At 71.5% G+C, this 15867-nt stretch carries 16 protein-coding genes; 4 read left to right on the forward strand and 12 right to left on the reverse strand.

Annotated features, from left to right (window positions below):
• Positions 1 to 127: 127 nt before the first annotated feature.
• Together J2S44_RS14800 and J2S44_RS14805 are read right to left on the reverse strand one after the other, a co-directional pair.
• Positions 128 to 1165, reverse strand: a complete 1038-nt coding sequence (locus J2S44_RS14800; RefSeq protein ID WP_310413556.1) for an HAAS signaling domain-containing protein — start codon at positions 1163 to 1165, stop codon at positions 128 to 130.
• Positions 1162 to 1494: a PadR family transcriptional regulator gene (locus J2S44_RS14805; protein WP_310413559.1), complete on the reverse strand. Its 333-nt coding sequence runs from the start codon at positions 1492 to 1494 to the stop codon at positions 1162 to 1164. The genes J2S44_RS14800 and J2S44_RS14805 overlap by 4 nt, the downstream gene beginning before the upstream one ends.
• A gap of 88 nt (positions 1495 to 1582) precedes the next feature.
• Here J2S44_RS14805 and J2S44_RS14810 point away from each other — a divergent pair, with 88 nt between their 5' ends.
• Entirely contained in the window at positions 1583 to 2452 is an 870-nt protein-coding gene (locus J2S44_RS14810; protein ID WP_310413562.1) for a LysR family transcriptional regulator, read from the forward strand.
• Between the two features lie 56 nt (positions 2453 to 2508).
• A complete protein-coding gene (locus J2S44_RS14815) occupies positions 2509 to 3333 on the forward strand; it encodes an SDR family NAD(P)-dependent oxidoreductase (protein WP_310413565.1) in 825 nt (274 codons plus the stop codon).
• A 3-nt stretch (positions 3334 to 3336) separates the two neighbouring features.
• On the opposite strand, the gene J2S44_RS14820 is transcribed toward J2S44_RS14815, so the two are convergent.
• On the reverse strand, positions 3337 to 4269 hold the full coding sequence (locus J2S44_RS14820; protein ID WP_310413568.1) for a Ppx/GppA phosphatase family protein: 933 nt from the start codon (positions 4267 to 4269) through the stop codon (positions 3337 to 3339).
• A gap of 4 nt (positions 4270 to 4273) precedes the next feature.
• Positions 4274 to 4789 carry an amino-acid N-acetyltransferase gene (locus J2S44_RS14825; RefSeq protein ID WP_310413570.1) on the reverse strand — a complete coding sequence of 172 codons (516 nt, stop codon included), beginning with the start codon at positions 4787 to 4789 and terminating at the stop codon, positions 4274 to 4276.
• A 67-nt stretch (positions 4790 to 4856) separates the two neighbouring features.
• On the opposite strand from J2S44_RS14825, the gene J2S44_RS14830 reads away from it, so the two are divergent.
• A complete protein-coding gene (locus J2S44_RS14830; RefSeq protein WP_310413573.1) occupies positions 4857 to 5414 on the forward strand; it encodes a hypothetical protein in 558 nt (185 codons plus the stop codon).
• Here J2S44_RS14830 and J2S44_RS14835 read toward each other — a convergent pair.
• The 3 genes from J2S44_RS14835 to eno form a co-directional block, all read right to left on the reverse strand.
• On the reverse strand, positions 5397 to 5930 hold the full coding sequence (locus J2S44_RS14835) for a DUF501 domain-containing protein (RefSeq protein WP_310413576.1): 534 nt from the start codon (positions 5928 to 5930) through the stop codon (positions 5397 to 5399). The genes J2S44_RS14830 and J2S44_RS14835 overlap by 18 nt on opposite strands.
• Entirely contained in the window at positions 5931 to 6542 is a 612-nt protein-coding gene (locus J2S44_RS42915) for an FtsB family cell division protein (protein ID WP_374727843.1), read from the reverse strand.
• A 165-nt stretch (positions 6543 to 6707) separates the two neighbouring features.
• The gene (gene eno / locus J2S44_RS14845; protein ID WP_310413582.1) at positions 6708 to 7994 is read right to left on the reverse strand and encodes a phosphopyruvate hydratase; all 1287 of its coding nucleotides are present in this window, start codon (positions 7992 to 7994) and stop codon (positions 6708 to 6710) included.
• Between the two features lie 207 nt (positions 7995 to 8201).
• Between eno and J2S44_RS14850 the strand changes: the two genes are divergently transcribed.
• Complete coding sequence (locus tag J2S44_RS14850; protein WP_310413586.1) at positions 8202 to 8831, forward strand: PilZ domain-containing protein; 630 nt, start codon at positions 8202 to 8204, stop codon at positions 8829 to 8831.
• A 4-nt stretch (positions 8832 to 8835) separates the two neighbouring features.
• On the opposite strand, the gene J2S44_RS14855 is transcribed toward J2S44_RS14850, so the two are convergent.
• The 5 genes from J2S44_RS14855 to J2S44_RS14875 form a co-directional block, all read right to left on the reverse strand.
• Entirely contained in the window at positions 8836 to 9414 is a 579-nt protein-coding gene (locus J2S44_RS14855; RefSeq protein WP_310413590.1) for a hypothetical protein, read from the reverse strand.
• 204 nt (positions 9415 to 9618) lie between these two features.
• Positions 9619 to 10899 (reverse strand): IS256 family transposase, encoded by a 1281-nt coding sequence (locus J2S44_RS14860; RefSeq protein WP_310407910.1) that lies wholly within the window; start codon positions 10897 to 10899, stop codon positions 9619 to 9621.
• Positions 10900 to 11022: 123 nt separating this feature from the next.
• A complete protein-coding gene (locus tag J2S44_RS14865) occupies positions 11023 to 11904 on the reverse strand; it encodes an IS5 family transposase (RefSeq protein WP_310429634.1) in 882 nt (293 codons plus the stop codon).
• A gap of 80 nt (positions 11905 to 11984) precedes the next feature.
• Entirely contained in the window at positions 11985 to 13628 is a 1644-nt protein-coding gene (locus J2S44_RS14870) for a DUF885 domain-containing protein (RefSeq protein ID WP_310413593.1), read from the reverse strand.
• Positions 13629 to 13765: 137 nt separating this feature from the next.
• Positions 13766 to 15712, reverse strand: a complete 1947-nt coding sequence (locus J2S44_RS14875) for an enoyl-CoA hydratase-related protein (RefSeq protein ID WP_310413595.1) — start codon at positions 15710 to 15712, stop codon at positions 13766 to 13768.
• Between the last annotated feature and the right edge of the window lie 155 nt (positions 15713 to 15867).

A 15867-nucleotide genomic window follows, 5' to 3' on the forward strand; every position in this document is an offset into this window, starting at 1 on the left:
GGATGCACGTGCATCGACACGCTACGGCCCGGCGGTCGCCCGGCTCGCCCCTCGACCGGACGGTCGTCCCGGCCGAAGGGGCAAGATCGGGTGGCTGAAAGTCGTACAGGAAACGATCAGTTGATTTTCAGCGCGCGGACGGTGACGGCTCTGCGGGCGTCCGCTCCAGCTGCTCCGCGCCGGCGGAACCCGACGGCACCGCGCCCGGCCCGGGCGGCACCACACCTTCCGGCGACGGCACCGCGTCCGGATCCGACGGCACCCCGGGAACGGACTCCGACGGCGCCCCGGGGATGGACTCCGACGGCGCCGGGAACGACGGCACCTGGAACGGGGCCAGCTCCGGACAGTGCGGGTAGACGGCCTGCCCGCTGAGCGGCGGCTCCGCGGCGCACCGGCTCCAGCCCAGCTCGATCGGCTGACCGTTCTGGTCGAACAGGCGCACGTCGGTGAGCAACCGACCGTTCCGGTCGTAGACGTAGACGTCCTCGACGCCCACGGCCGGCGCGTAGCTGGTGCCGTAGGAGTCGACCATCTGGTCCACCGCGGACCGACTGTCCACCTGCCAGAGCAGCACGAACGCCCAGAGCGCCAGCATGCCGGCGACGCCGCGCAGCATCAGCCGCGGGTTGCGGGGCAGCCCGGCCGCCTCGCGCCGGCCCAGCCAGATCGAGCCGAGCACGAACGAGCCGAGCAGGAACAGCGCCATCAGGAGGCTGCCGTCGACCCGCGGCAGCACGCCGGGAGCGTCGTTGCTGACCAGCACGGCGACGAACATCGCGACCAGGTAACCGCGCAGCACCCACCACGCCGGGCGCAGCTGTCGCAGGAAGTCGCTGCCCTGCTCGTAGCCGAGCAGCGTGCCGGCCCGCCGGTCCACGTCCACGCCGCGGGCGCGCAGCCGGTGTGCGGCCTCGTCCAGCCGGGCCCGCAGCGGCACCCGGCCGCCGCCCACCATGCCCATCGCCACGCGTAACTCGGCCGCGTAGACCTCCGGCGGCCCGAGTCGCCGGGACAGCGGCTCGCCGCTCTCCGCACGCACCTCCGCCAGGTGACTCGGCAGGTCCTCCAGCAGGTCGTCGCGCTGCCGCGAGGGCAGGTCGGAGAGTGCGGCCCGCACCGCCTCCACGTAGTGCGTGATCTCCAGGTCCTCGGTGACGCTCATCGGTGCGCCAAACCCCCGCTCAGCAGATCGTCCATGGTGGAGGCGAAACCCCGCCACACCTTCGCGGAGCGGGCGAGTTGGTCGCGCCCGGCCTCGTTGAGGGCGTAGTACTTGCGGTGCGGCCCCTCCTCGCTCGGCACCACATAGGCCGTGAGCAGCCCGGCCTGGAAGAGCCGCCGGAGCGTGCCGTAGACGGACGCGTCACCGACCTCCTCGAGACCGGCCGTCCGGAGGCGGCGCAGGATGTCGTAGCCGTAGCCGTCCCCGTCCCGCAGCACTGCCAGCACGGCCAGCTCCAGCACTCCCTTGAGCAACTGGGTCGTTTCCACGCATCGCAGAGTATTCCGCAATACGAAGTAGCGTCAAGCGATTTCGCCCGATCTCCGCGCACCGGCGCGGCGGTGGCATTCTCGGTACGTGGCCGACCTCGAATTACGACACCTCAGGTACCTCATCGCCGTGGCGGAGACCGGGAGCATCACCCGCGCCGCGCAGCGACTCCTGCTGACGCAGCCGGCACTGTCCCGGGCGCTGCGCGCGCTGGAGCGTACGGTCGGCGCCCCGCTGCTGGTGCGCGGTTCACACGCCACCACGCTCACCGCGACCGGGTCAGAACTGCTGATGGACGCGTACGACCTGGTGGAACGCTCCCGGCTCGCGCTCACCCGGGCCCGCGGGACGGAGACGCTGACCGTCACGGCGCCCACCTGCGACGTGCTGACCGTGGCCGCGGCGAGCCGGGCCTTCGAGGAGAAGCATCCGCACGTCCAGGTGGACATCGAGCCGCACGACTGGCTGGCGCCGGAGGTGCTGCGTGCCGGAGCCGCGCACGTGTCGATCCTGCGGGACTCCTTCGACCGGCACGGTCTGGACGTCGAACCGTTCGCGGCCGAACCGCGAATGGTCCTGCTGAGCACCGACCACCCGCTCGGCGGACGGGACCGGCTGACGCTCGCCGACCTGCGGGACGAGACGTTCACCTACTGGCCGGGGATGTCCGACGCGGAGGCGGCGCACTGGACCGGCGCCGACGTGGACGGGCACCCGCGCCGGCAGAGCCTCCGGATCGGGTCCGCGACCGACGTGATCGCCGCGGTCGCGCTGGGCCGGGCCGTCGTCTACGCGCACGGCTCGACGCTGCCGGAGCAGCTGCCGGGCTTGCGGGCACTGCCGGTCGAGGACCTGTCCCCCAGCCACCTGGAGATCGGCACGTCGGCGCGGAACGCCGGGCCGACCGCCAAGCTCTTCGTGGAGCACATGCTGGGGTGGTCTGCCCGGCCGGCATGATCCGCCCTGCCCGATCGGCATTACCGGCGGCGCCGTACCGCTGGTGGGATGAGTGAATGCAAGATCAAAAGGTAGTGGTCATCACCGGCGCGAGTTCCGGTATCGGGCTGGCCGCCGCCGAGCAGGCGGCGGCGCGCGGGTCCCAGGTCGTGCTGACCGGCCGCACCGAGCGGCGGCTGACCGCGGCGGTCGACCGGGTCCGGGCGGCCGGGCACGGGCGGGAGCCGGGACGGTTCCTCGCCGACTTCGAGCGGCTCGCCGAGGTGCGGAAGCTGGCGGAGCACCTGCTGGACACGTACCCGAGGATCGACGTGCTGGTCAACAACGCGGGCATGCACGTCCCGTCGCACCGGCTCACCGAGGACGGGAACGAGGCTACGGTCCAGGCCAACCACCTCGGGCACTTCCTGCTCAGCACGCTGCTGCGGGACCGGCTGCGCGGTGGCCGGATCATCAACACCTCCGTGCGGCCGGCACCCAACGCCCGGATCGATCCGGACCACCTGAACACGCCGGCCGAGCGGTACCACAGCGTGCCGGTGTACCAGATGACCAAGGCCGCGAACGTCCTGTTCGCCATGGAGGCGGCGCGGCGGTGGCCGGACATCCTCAGCCTGAGCTTCCATCCCGGGCTGGTCCGCACCAACATCGGCGAGGGCACGGCGTTCGCGTACGTCTTCCGGTACGCGCCGTTCCTGATCAGCCCGCAGAGATCCGCCGCCGGGCTGACGCCGCTGATCACCGGTCCGGCGGCCGGGCTGCGCAACGGTGGCCTCTACGCCGGCGGGCGGCCGCTGCGCCTCCGGCAGACGATCTTCAACCCGGACGTCGCCGCGCGGGTCTGGAGCGCCTCGGAGGACGCGGTCCGGCAGCCCGGCTGAGGCTCAGCTCAGGCTCCAGGCGATGCCGTCGAGGATGTCGTGCTCGCTGGCGACGACGGAGGAGATCTCGGCGCGCTCCATCACGGTGCGGAGCACCATGGCGCCGGCGCCGATGACGTCCGCGCGGCCGGGGTGCATGACCGGGACGGCCAGGCGCTCCGCGCGGGTGGCGGCGAGCATGTCCGCGGTGACCTTGGCGACCTCGTCGTAGCCGAGGCGCGCGTGGTGGATGCGGGCCGGGTCGTACTCGGTGAGGCCGCGGGCGATCGCGACCACGGTGGTGACCGAGCCGGCCAGCCCGACCAGCGTCTTGGCGTCCCGGCCCGGTACGGCGGCGAGCGCGCGGTCGACCTGGGCCGTGATGTCCGCCTGGGCCGCCTCGATCTCCGCGGCCGTGGGCGGGTCGCCGTGCAGGTGGCGCTCGGTCATCCGGACGCAGCCCATGTCCACCGAGATCGCGGCGTCCACCTGGCGGCCGCCGACCACGAACTCGGTGGAGCCGCCGCCGATGTCCACCACCAGGTACGGCGCGTGCGAGCCGGGCGGCAGGCCGTGCACCGCGCCGGTGAAGGACAGCCGCGCCTCCTCGTCGCCGGTGACCACCTCGGGCGGCGTGCCGAGCGTCTCGGTGACCATGGCGCGGAAGTCGTCCGCGTTCTCCGCGTCGCGGGTGGCGGACGTGGCCACCATCCGCACCCGGTCCGCGCCCAGCTCCTCGATCGCGGACGCGTAACCGGCCAGCGCGACCCGGGTGCGCTCGATCGCGGCGGGCGAGAGGCGGCCGGTCCGGTCGACGCCCTCGCCGAGCCGGACGATCTCCATCCGCCGGGTGACGTCGAGCAGCTGGGCACCGGGGCCCGCGTACGACGCAGGCAGGTCGGCGACCAGGAGACGGATGCTGTTGGTACCGCAGTCGATCGCGGCTACGCGTGCCATGCGCTCAGCCTACGTCGGACAGGTGCACCAGCATCCGGGTGTTGCCCAGGGTGTTCGGCTTGACCCGCTCCAGGCCGAGGAACTCCGCGACACCCTCGTCGTAGGAACTCAGCAGCTGCTCGTAGACCGGGGACGGCACCGGCGCGCCGTCGATCGCCTCGAACCCGAACGACGCGAAGAAGCCGGTCTCGAACGTCAGGCAGAAGACCCGGGAGACGCCGAGGTCGCGCGCGGTGTTGAGCAGCTCGGTGACGATCCGGTGGCCGATCTTCTGGCCGCGGCACGCCGGGTCGACCGCGAGCGTGCGGATCTCGGCCAGGTCCTCCCACATCACGTGCAGCGCACCGCAGCCGACGATCGCGCCGTCGGCCAGCCGCTCCGCGACCCAGAACTCCTGCACGTCCTCGTAGAGCGTGACCGTGGGCTTGCTGAGGAGGCGTCGCTCGCCGCTGTACGTGTCGATCAGGGCCCGGATGCGGCGTACGTCGGCGGTCCGGGCGCGGCGTACCGCAACATCCATACGGACAACCCTACTGGCTCCGTCCGACCGAGCCGGAGACCACCGCCGATACCGCATCCTCATAGGCATGATCCGCCTTCGGCTGCCGGCCGCCGTCGCCGCACTGGCACTGACCGGCTGCGCCGCGCCGGGCGTGGGAGACGGCGGCGGACTGACCGAGGTGATCGACCGGCTCGGGCAGGCGTCGGCGAAGACGTACACCGCGGTCTACGCGCTCGGCACCGGCGAGATGACGACCGTGGTGAACGCGCCGCCGCGGACGGCCGTGATCAGCGGCGGCGACCGCCTGGTGGTCGGGCCGGACGGCGTGACGCTGTGCGAGGACGGCGCCTGCTCACGGCCGCCGGGCGCGACGGACGCACCCGGCGGCATCGGGATAGTGACGCCGGAGCAGGTGCGCGCGATGGTCACCGCGGCGGCTCACCTGCCGGGCGTGGACGTGGCCATCTCGACCGCGACGTTCGCCGGGCGGGAGGCGCTCTGCGCGGACGTGCACGGTATGTCGGACTTCACCGTCTGCGTCACCGCGGACGGCATGCTGGCGTCGTTCCGCGGCGACGGCGAGATCACGCTGGAGCTGACCCGGCTGGCCGAGTCGGCGGACGCGTCACTCGTCGGGCTGTGACGGCGCCACGCACGGCCCGTCGGTCCACCACGGGCCGATCATCTCGGCGGCCTCGTCGCCGAACGGGTTGACGCCCGGGCCGGCACCGAGCGCGTGGCCGAGGTGCACGTGCAGGCACTTGACCCGGCCGGGCATGCCGCCGGCGGAGACGCCCGCGATCTCCGGCACGTCGCCGATCGCCTCACGCCGCCTCAGGTAGTCCTCGTGCGCGGCCCGGTAGCGCGCGGCCAGTTCCTCGTCCTCGGCCAGGCGCGCGGACATCTCCTTCATCACCCCGGCCGACTCCAGCCGGCTGATCGCGCTGGTCGCGCGCGGGCAGGTCAGGTAGAAGAGCGTGGGGAACGGCGTGCCGTCCGCGAGCCGGGGCGTGGTCTCCACGACGTCCGGGTTGCCGCACGGGCAGCGGTGCGCGACCGCGCGGGTGCCGCGGGGCGTGCGGCCGAGCTGGGCGGCGACGGCCGCGAGGTCCGCCGGGGTCGCTTCCTCGCGATGCGGCGGGTGGATTTCCTGCGTCACTTATTTATTGGCTTCCTGGATGCTGGACCACAACGTGTCGTACCACTTGTCGGGCGTCTCGGGCGGCGCGGACGGGAGCCCGACCGTGCCCGGGGCGGCACCGGCATCCTGGTTCATCACGATCAGCAGCGTCTCGTCGGGGTGGGCGTAGTAGAAACGATTGCGGACCTGGGTCCGCACGTACTCGTCGTCCTGCCACTTGTCGACCAGCTCGGTGAGCTGCCGGATCCGCTCCCGCTGCTCGGCCTGGGACGCCTCCATCGCGGCGATGTCCGCCTCCTGCGACAGATAGAGCCGCACCGGGTACGTGTACGCGAGCGCGAGCGCGATCAGCACCACGATCAGCACCGCGGCCCGCCCGGTATAGCGCCGGGGCTGGGTGGCGGTGGTGCGCTTCGCGGCGCCGGCCGCCGCCGCGCGCCGGGCGGCCGCGGGACGGCTGGCGGAACGGCCGGCCTCGGTCGGCCGGGGCTCACGGACGATGCTGGCGTCACGGATCGCGGTGCGGGCACCACGCCCGCTCCGGGCGGGCGAACCGGCCCTGCGCGTCGGTCGCGTTCCGTGTCCGCCGCGAGCGGGTCCCTGACCGCCCGGCGATCGCCGTTGCGTCACGACACCCACCCCCCTGCCCCCGCCGTACCCATTCTCACGCTAAGCAACCATGACGGGCGCGAGGGCCGAGAGCAAATCCACGGGATTTTTGATCAGATACTGCAAACCCCTGGCGGATGAGACTCCCGGCCCGAGCGACCTACGTGGGTACTACGTGACTCTGAGTTACTTGGCGGCCTTGTAGCGCGGGAACGCGCCGGCGCCCGCGTACCGCGCGGCGTCCGCCAGCTCCTCCTCGATGCGCAGCAGCTGGTTGTACTTCGCGACGCGCTCGGAACGGGCCGGGGCGCCGGTCTTGATCTGGCCGGAGCCGACCGCGACCGCGAGGTCCGCGATGGTGGTGTCCTCGGTCTCGCCGGAGCGGTGGCTCATCATCGACTTGAAGCCGTTGCGGTGGGCCAGCTCGACCGCGTCGAACGTCTCGGTCAGCGAGCCGATCTGGTTCACCTTCACCAGGAGCGCGTTCGCGGCCTTCTCGGCCACGCCGCGGCCCAGGCGGGTCGGGTTCGTGACGAACAGGTCGTCGCCGACGATCTGGATCTTGTCGCCGAGCGCCGCGGTCATCGCGGTCCAGCCGGCCCAGTCCTCCTCGTTCAGCGGGTCCTCGATGGAGACGATCGGGTACGTCTCGCACAGCTTGGCGTAGTAGTTGATCATTTCGTCGGAGGACTTGGAGCCGCCCTCGAACGTGTACGACCCGTCCTTGTAGAACTCGGTCGCGGCCACGTCCAGCGCCAGCGCGAAGTCGGTGCCGAGCGAGTAGCCCGCCTTCTCGATCGCCTCGGCGATCAGGTCCAGCGCGGCGGCGTTGGTCGGCAGGCTCGGCGCGAAGCCGCCCTCGTCGCCCAGGCCGGTCGCCAGGCCCTTCTTCTTCAGCACGGACTTGAGCGCGTGGTAGACCTCCGCGCCCGAGCGCAGCGCCTCACGGAACGTGGACGCGCCGATCGGGGCGATCATGAACTCCTGGACGTCGACGTTCGAGTCGGCGTGCGCGCCACCGTTCAGGATGTTCATCATCGGCACCGGCAGCAGGTGCGCGTTCGGCCCGCCGAGGTAGCGGAACAGGCTCAGCTCGGCCGAGGCCGCCGCGGCCTTCGCGACCGCCAGCGAGACGCCGAGGATCGCGTTCGCGCCCAGCTCGGACTTGTCCGCCGTACCGTCGATGTCCAGCATCTTCTGGTCGATCAGGCGCTGCTCACTGGCCTCGTAGCCGAGCAGCTGGTCGACGATGCGGTCCTCGATGTTCGCGACCGCCTTCTCGACACCCTTGCCCAGGTACCGGCCGGCGTCGCCGTCACGCAGCTCGAGCGCCTCGAACGCGCCGGTGGAGGCGCCGGACGGGACCGCGGCGCGCGCGATGGTGCCGTCGTCCAGTCCGACCTCGACCTCGACGGTCGGGTTGCCCCGCGAGTCGAGAATCTCCCTGGCGACAATTCCCTCGATGGTGGCCATTTTGTCGTGTCGCTCCTTGAGTTGTGATTACCGGCCCGCGTGGCAGGCGGTGTCTGCCGTCCCGCCGGCGGGACGTGTGAGCCGAACCCCCGATCGCCGCCACCCTGCGGCCGACCACGACGCTGAGCCTATCCAGCCGGGCGGGGGCGCCGCGTGCGAGGCCGGGGAAAACCCTCAGGGTGCCGCGCGGGAGACCGATGGGTGAACGTGAGTTTTCCCTCCCCCGGCATCAACGAGCGGGTCGAGATCACGGTGAAGCGCGGCGGCACGTACCGCTCCCGCGTGGAGGATCTCGACGGCGCGCTCCTCTCCCTGGCCGCGCCGCTCGACCTGCTGGTCACCGACGTGCCCGACCCCGGCATGGAGCTGACGGTCCGCTGGATCGCCGGCGAACGCGGCCGCTACGCCGCGGACGCGGTGATCACCCGCGTCGTGCACGGCCACGTCAGCACGTGGATCGTGGAGATCACCTCCCGCCCGGCGATCGAGCAGAACCGCGAGTACGTCCGCGGTGGCGGCGGCGAGCCGATCGAGCTGACCGTCGGCGAGGACGGTGAACCGCACCGTGGCGAGGTCATCGACGTCAGCGAACGCAGCATCAAGGCGGTCTTCAAGCGCCTGGACATCGCGGAGGGCTCCGAGGTCGCGCTGCGCCTGACGCTCGAGGACGAGCAGATGACGCTGCACGGCAAGGTCTACCGCGTGGTCGACCAGGCGGCGACGTCCGAGGTCCAGATCGTCCTGATGCTCGACGCGGACGAGCGCCAGGCCCAGGCGATCCGCCGCCACGTGATGAACCTGCAGCGACTCGCCCGGGCCCGCGCGAAGGATCGCTGAACGCTCAGGGGCGCAGGACCATCCGCGGGTGGTCCTTGCCCCCGGCCCACCACTCGATGCCGAGCGCGCCGAGCCAGGGTGCGAACGGCTCCCCGATGGTGCCGCTCGTCTCGCGCGCATGCTGCACCCCACGCAGGCATGCCGTCTCGACCCGCTCGGCCGGAGCGCCGTACAGACGCGCCAGCGCCTGCCGCGCCTGCGGGCCGGCCAGCACGATGCCCGAGTCGTTCCCGTCGGGCTCGGCGGGGACCAGCGCGGGCACGTCCACCGGCGTCGGCTCGCCCTCCTCGTACAGCTCGCCGGTCTCCTCGTCCTGCGGATGCGCGTACACGTGGTAGACCAGCCCCGGCCCGCCGTCCTCGCCGGTGGCCAGGACGATCAGCTCCGCGCCGTACTCGTCGTGGTCGAGCGCCACCAGCGCTCTCGTCACGCCGCGGCCGGCGGCGATCAGGCCGGCACACCAGCGCGGCAGATCCGCGTATCCATCGCCCTCGGCCTGCAGCTCGATCCGTAGGCAGGCCGGGGTCTCGACGACATCCGCGTAGAGCGTGAACGGGTCCGCACCCGGTTCACCGTCACGCAACCACGCCACGGCATCGTCGGCCTGCACACCCGATGCGAGGTCAGCCCATGCGGCACCCATGAAACTCGACACGACTCCCCCGATGAATGACTGAGAACCTTCATCCGCCCGGCGCGTCTCGCGGGCCGGCTCGGCTTCGGGTCAGGTCCGTGGGCAGCCCGGCGGGATGGGTCCGTACCAAGATCGGTGTTTCCGGCTCTTCGGTCAGTAGGTTTCGGCGGCCGGCCAGCGGTCACCGAAGGTGATGGCGAAGGCGTTCAGCACGGGCTTCCAGCGGATCGTCCATCGTGCGCGGCCGGCCCCGGTCGGGTCCAGGCTGCGGGTCACAAGATACAGGCATTTCAACGCGGCCTGCTCGCTGGGGAAATGCCCGCGTGCGCGAACAGCACGACGGTAGCGGGCGTTCAATGATTCGATCGCGTTCGTCGAACAGATCACCTTCCTGATCTCGACGTCGTAATCGAGGAACGGGATGAACTCATCCCACGCGTTACGCCACAACCGGATCATCGCCCGGTATTTACTCCCCCATTTCTCCTCGAGGTCGTCCAGAGCGGCGAGCGCGGCGTCGGCGTTGACCGCCGTGTAAATCGGTTTGATGTCGCGTTTGATCGCGTCGGCATCCGCCCGGGAGGTCAGACGAAAAGTGTTCCGGATCAGATGAATGATGCAGGTCTGGACGATCGCTTGCGGCCACACCGCCTCGACGGTGTCCGGCAGCCCTTTCAGCCCGTCGCAGACGACGAAGAACACATCCCGCACGCCACGGTTCTTCAGATCCACCAGGACACTCATCCAGAACTTGGCGCCCTCGCCACCGGAGCCGGACCACAACCCCAGGACGTCTTTGTGGCCGTCCACGGTGACCCCGATGGCCGCGTAGACCGGCCGGTTGGCGACCTGGCCGTCACGGACCTTGACGACGATGGCGTCGATGAACACGGCCACGTAAACGGCATCGAGTGGCCGGGTCGACCATTCCGTCATCTCCGCCACGACTTTATCGGTGATCCGCGAGATCGTCTCTTTCGACACCGACGCACCGTAGATCTCCGCAAAATGCGCGGAGATCTCCCCGGTCGTCATTCCCTTCGCATACAACGACAACACGATCTCGTCGACCTCGGTCAGGCGCCGTTGCCGTTTCTTCACGATCTGCGGCTCGAACGTCCCTTCCCGATCTCGCGGCACGTCGATACGCACCTCACCGGCCGCATCCGAGATCACCGTCTTGCCGCGGCTGCCGTTGCGCACATTTGTCGACTCACGCTCCGGCGATGCCTGGTTCTTCGCATGACCGAGGTGTTCAGTCATCTCCTCGTTCAACGCGGTCTCGAGGACATTCTTGGTGAACAGCTTCAACAAGCCGTTCGGACCGGTCAGTTCCAGCCCGCGCGCCTTCGCCTCGGCCACCATCGCCGCCGCAGCGGCCTGCTCCGGCGACAGCTGCCGCCCGTCACCCTCGATCTTCTTCCGTGGACTCACAACGTTCGATGTCATCACTCACGGTGCCCATCCCGCCAGGACTTCAGCCCGGCGTGTCGGGCCGGAAACACCCCTCGTGGCACAGTCCCGGCGGGATCTGGACACCTAGAGCGTGTATCGAAGTCAGAGCCAGATGTTGATGCAGGCGATCTGGACGGTGGCTTCGTAGCGGACGGCGAGTTTGTCGTACCGGGTCGCGACCGCGCGGTGCTGCTTCAGCCGGCTGATCCCGCGTTCGATGGTGTTCCGTTGTTTGTACCGCTCAGCATCGAAGTCGTAGGGCCGGCCGCCGGCTGCACCCTTCCGGGTGCGGCCGGCGGCCTGGTCGGTCTTGATCGGGATAACACAGGTGATCCGGCGGCGGCGCAGATAGGCGCGGTTGGCCCGGCTGGAGTAGGCCTTATCGGCCATCACCGCCTCCGGCCGGGTTCTCGTCCGGCCGGACAGTTTCACGACCTTCACCCGTTCCAAGACCTTGACGAACTGCGGGCTGTCGCCCCGGTGCCCGGCCGTGACCACGATCGCCATGGGCTTGCATCCCTGCTCACAGGCCAGATGAACCTTTGTCGTCCAGCCGCCACGCGACCGGCCCAACCCGTGATCGTCAGGCTCCGGATCACCGACACCGCCCGGCGGCTCCGCCTGCCCGGCGCTGTCGCGGCGTGCTCCGGCGGCATGCTGATGCGCCCGCGCGATGGTCGAATCAACCGACAGATTCCAGATGATCGCGCCCACCGCCTCGGCCAAAGCTTGCAGCCGGGCGAGGATTCTCGACCAGGTCCCGTTGCGTTGCCACCGGCGAAACAAAGCGTATGCCGCGGACCATGACCCGTAACACGGCGGTATGTCCCGCCACGCACAGCCGACCCTCACCCGCCATCGGATCGCGTCGATCACCGTCCGTCGGCACGTCGCAGGCGGGCGGCCGGAACGCCGCTGGTCAGGAACAGAAAGCAACGGCTCCAGACGCGCCCACTGCACGTCGGTCAGGTCATGCCGCCGCAACACCGCTAAGGTGTCCACGAGGTCTCCGGTATTCAGGTGTTTCTTGGTCGAAAAACCTTCTACCGGAGACCTCGCCTATTTCAGCCACGACGCGCCGCAACCCTCGTGGACTTCGATACACGCTCTAGCAGCGTACGCAGGTGGCGGGGTGCCGGGGAGCCGTGCGACAACATCGCGTCGTGCCAGGCGCCGACCGTCACGGACGGCGGGCGGGCCGCGGCGATCGCGGAGACCTCGGTGTAGCCGACGAAGTAGGTGGACAGCTGGGTCGAGGTGAGCAGCAGCCGGCGCCACTTGCCGGCCGCCTCGCCCTCCTCCTGGAACGCGCGGCCGGTCATCATCCGCATCGCGTCCGCCTCGGACAGGTCCTCGCAGTGGACGAGCTGGTCGAGCACCGCGTTCATGGTCATCCGCAGTTGCATCTTGAGCTGCTGCATGCGCACCGGCAGCCCGCCGAAGCCGTGGTCGGCCAGCGACTCCTCCGCGTGCACGGCCCAGCCCTCGACGAACGGGTCGGACCAGCCGAGCGCGCGGACCCGCGTGTTGCCGCGGTACCGGCGGGCGTGCGCGAGCTGGACGAAGTGGCCCGGCATCGCCTCGTGCACGGTCAGGTTGCGGACCATGTGGTGGTTGTACTCGCGGTAGAGCGACTCCACCCGCTCCGGCGACCAGTCCGCGGGCGCCGGCGCGATGCAGTAGAACGTGGGGACGTCCGCGGTCTCCATCGGGCCGGGCGGGTCGCAGTAGGCGACGCTGATGCCGCGCGCGAACTCCGGCATCGCCTCGATCACGCACTCGTCGTCCGGGACGGTGACGATCCCGTGTGACCGGACGAAGTCCGTGGTCTCGGCCATGGTGACCCGGGCGAAGTCCACGATCGTGTCGTTGTCCGGCCGTTCCTCGGCCAGCTGGGCCAGCGCGCGCCGCACGGTCTCGTCCGTGGCCGGGCCGCCGGTCAGCTCCGCCGCGGTCGCCCTGATCCGCTCGCCGACCCGCTCCAGGTTGTCCTCGGCGCGGCGCAGCACCTCGGCCGCGGACAGCTCGGTGTCCAGCGTGTGCCAGAGCCGCGCCTCCCACTGCCGCCGCCCGAGCCGCGGCGAACGGCCGTCGGCGTCCAGGCCGCGCAGGTGGGCGGCGAACCCGTCCAGCTCGTCGGCCGCGCGGGCGGCCAGCGGCGTGATCCGCCCGGCCAGTGCCGGCTCCTCGGCCAGCAGCGCGGGCAGCTCGTCACGGATCAGGCCGGCCGCGCCGGCGAACTGCCCGGCCGCGGTCTCGACGTGCACCCGCGGGCAGTCGTGCAGCACCGCGCGCGCGGTGGCGACCGCGTCCGGCACCGCGGCGAGCCGGCCGGCCAGCGACTCCAGCCGCTCCGCGACCGGCGCGAACCGGCGGGCCATCAGACCGTGCAGCAGCGGGCCGGGGTTGTGCAGCAGCGGGTTCCACTCGTGCTCGCGGATCTCGGTCAGCTCCAGCAGCCGCCGCTCGACCATGGTGGTCAGGATCGCGTGGTCCACCTGGTCCGCCGGGTCGAGCTCGTCCACGTCCAGCTGGGCCAGCGCGTTGCCCGCGTCGACCAGCATCGCGGTGCGCTCGGCGACCGCGCCGGCCGAGTGGTCCGGCAGGCGGTCGTCGTGGGTGTGGTCACCGGCGTAGAAGGCGGTGACCGGCTCACTCGCGAGGATCGCGTCGACGATGCGCTCGGCCACGGGCACGAAATCCGACATGCCGATCAATCTAGCCGCCGCACCCCGGGCACGGCGGGAGGACGGACGAGGGGTGGGCCTCGTGCGACGCACCACCCGTTGCACGAGGCCCACCGGAGAGGCCGGCCTGACCGGTACCGGCCGGCCTCGGATTCGGGTCAGCCGGCCTGCGCGGGCACGGCCGGGCGCACCGACTGCGGCGGGTCCGCGGCGGCCGAGCGCGGCCGGACGTGCTGGCGGTTCTTCCCCTGGTTCTGGGTGCCCGGCGGCGGCGCCGGGACCGGCCGTTTCGCGTTCCCGGCCGAGCCGTTCGACCCGGCGGGGGCCGCCTCGGCGAGCGAGGCCGGCAGCAGCCGGGCCGGCGTGGCGGTCGGGCGGACCTTGTGGACGAACGCGTGCCGCGCCGCCGCGAACCCGGACCGGTCGCCGAAGATGTCGTGGCTCATCTCGGCCAGCTCGCGCACCTCGTGCACGGCGAGCGGCAGGCCGGACGTGAGCGCCCGGGCCTTCCGGCTGCGCATCCGGCGGTTGAGCTGCGGCTCGGCGTACCGGGCGGCGAGTTCGGCGAGCCAGTCCGCGAACGCGTCAGGGTGCCGCGGGCCGACCTCGTCCAGCAGGCCGATCGTGCGCGCCCGGGCCGCGTCGACCGGCAGTTTCTCGCCGAGCAGGCGCTCCGCGCACTGGGCGCCGACCCGGCGCGGCAGCGACCAGGTGTGCAGCTCCGAACCGTACAGGCCGATGTCGTAGTAGGGGTTGAGCACGATGTCCTCGCGCCCGGCGACCACGTCCGCGCCCAGGCCGAGCATCACGCCGCCGGCGCCGGCGTTGCCGGGGTAGGCCGCGATCACCACCTGCCGGGTGCACTCGATGATCTCCGTACAGACCGCGTTGATGGCCTTGATGTTCGCCCAGGCGGCGCCGGCCGGGTCGGTCGCGGCAGTGATCTGGTTCAGGTGGATGCCGTTGCTGAACGCCTCCGTGCTGCCGCGCAGCACCAGCACCCGGGTGTCCTGCCCGGCCGCGTGCCGGAACGCGCCGAGCAGCCGGCGGCACTGGCCGGTGGACATCGCGCCGTTGTAGAAGTCGAACGTCAGCCAGCCGACGTCCGCGGTCCGCCGGTACCGGATCTGCCGGTAGGCGCCCGGCACCTCCGCCTCCGAACCCAACGGCAGCGGCGCGTGCGGTACGCCGTGCAGCCGCCGCCCGAGCACGACCGCGGCCGGCAGCTTGACGCCCCGGGGCCAGGTGCCGGCCGGGCCCGCCGCGTCCGTGCTCCGCTCCGGGTCGGCCTGGCGCAGATGGCCGAGCCACACGCTGCCGTCGCCGGTCGCCACCATGATCGCGCCCTGCCGCCGGCACAGCACGGTGCCCGGCGGCGCGCCCGCCCCGGTGCCGGGCGGTGCGTCGGGCACCGTGCCCGGCGCGCCGGCCGCGGTGCCCGGATGTGCGTCGTACGCGAAGACCGGCATGCCCAGAACCTCGGTGCGCACGCCGGGCGCGCCGTCCGCGGCCCGGATCCGCCGGATGATGCGCTCGCTGCCCTCGTCCCAGCCGAACGCGCGGTCGGACTGGCGCATCAGCGGGCGCGGGCGCGCGTTCGGCACCTCGTGCGGCATCCGCTCGGCCGGTACCGGGCGGAACGCGGGGTCGGCCGCCTTCGCCAGCACCTCCCGCACGCAGGCGACGGCCGCGTCCGCGACCGGGCCGTTGTAGAGCGCGGACTTGCGCGGCGCGGCGCTGGCGAGCCGGAAGATCCGGGTGGCCCAGATCGGGCCGGCGTCCATCTCCGCCACCGCCTGCAGCGCGGTGACCCCCCAGTACGGCTCGGCCTCGGTGATCGCCCAGTCGAGCGAGGACGGCCCGCGGTCGCCGACCGGGCCCGGGTGGATGATGATCGTGCGCCACTCGGACCAGATCTCGGCCGGCACCCGGTGCGTCAGGTACGGGCAGAGAATCACGTCCGGGCGCGCGGCGCGGACGCCCTCGATCATGTCCCGTTCGCCGGTCGCGAGCAGCACACCTACCTCGTGTCCCGCCTCCCGGAGCGTGCACCAGACGCGCTGGCTGAGTCCGTTGAAGGCGGAGACGAGCAGCAGTACCCGCACCGTGTGGTCCTCCTCGCGTGGTGGGGTGGGTCGTGCGGCCGGATGATCGCTCGAGCCCGGCCCGAGAGACCTTGCAAGTGCTCCGAGCTGCCGGGTCGCACACCCGGTGCGACGTGCGAGACACCGCCACCAACGGATTCAGCCGAACTCCGGAC

The organism is Catenuloplanes niger (assembly GCF_031458255.1).
Classification (GTDB): Bacteria; Actinomycetota; Actinomycetes; order Mycobacteriales; family Micromonosporaceae; genus Catenuloplanes; species Catenuloplanes niger.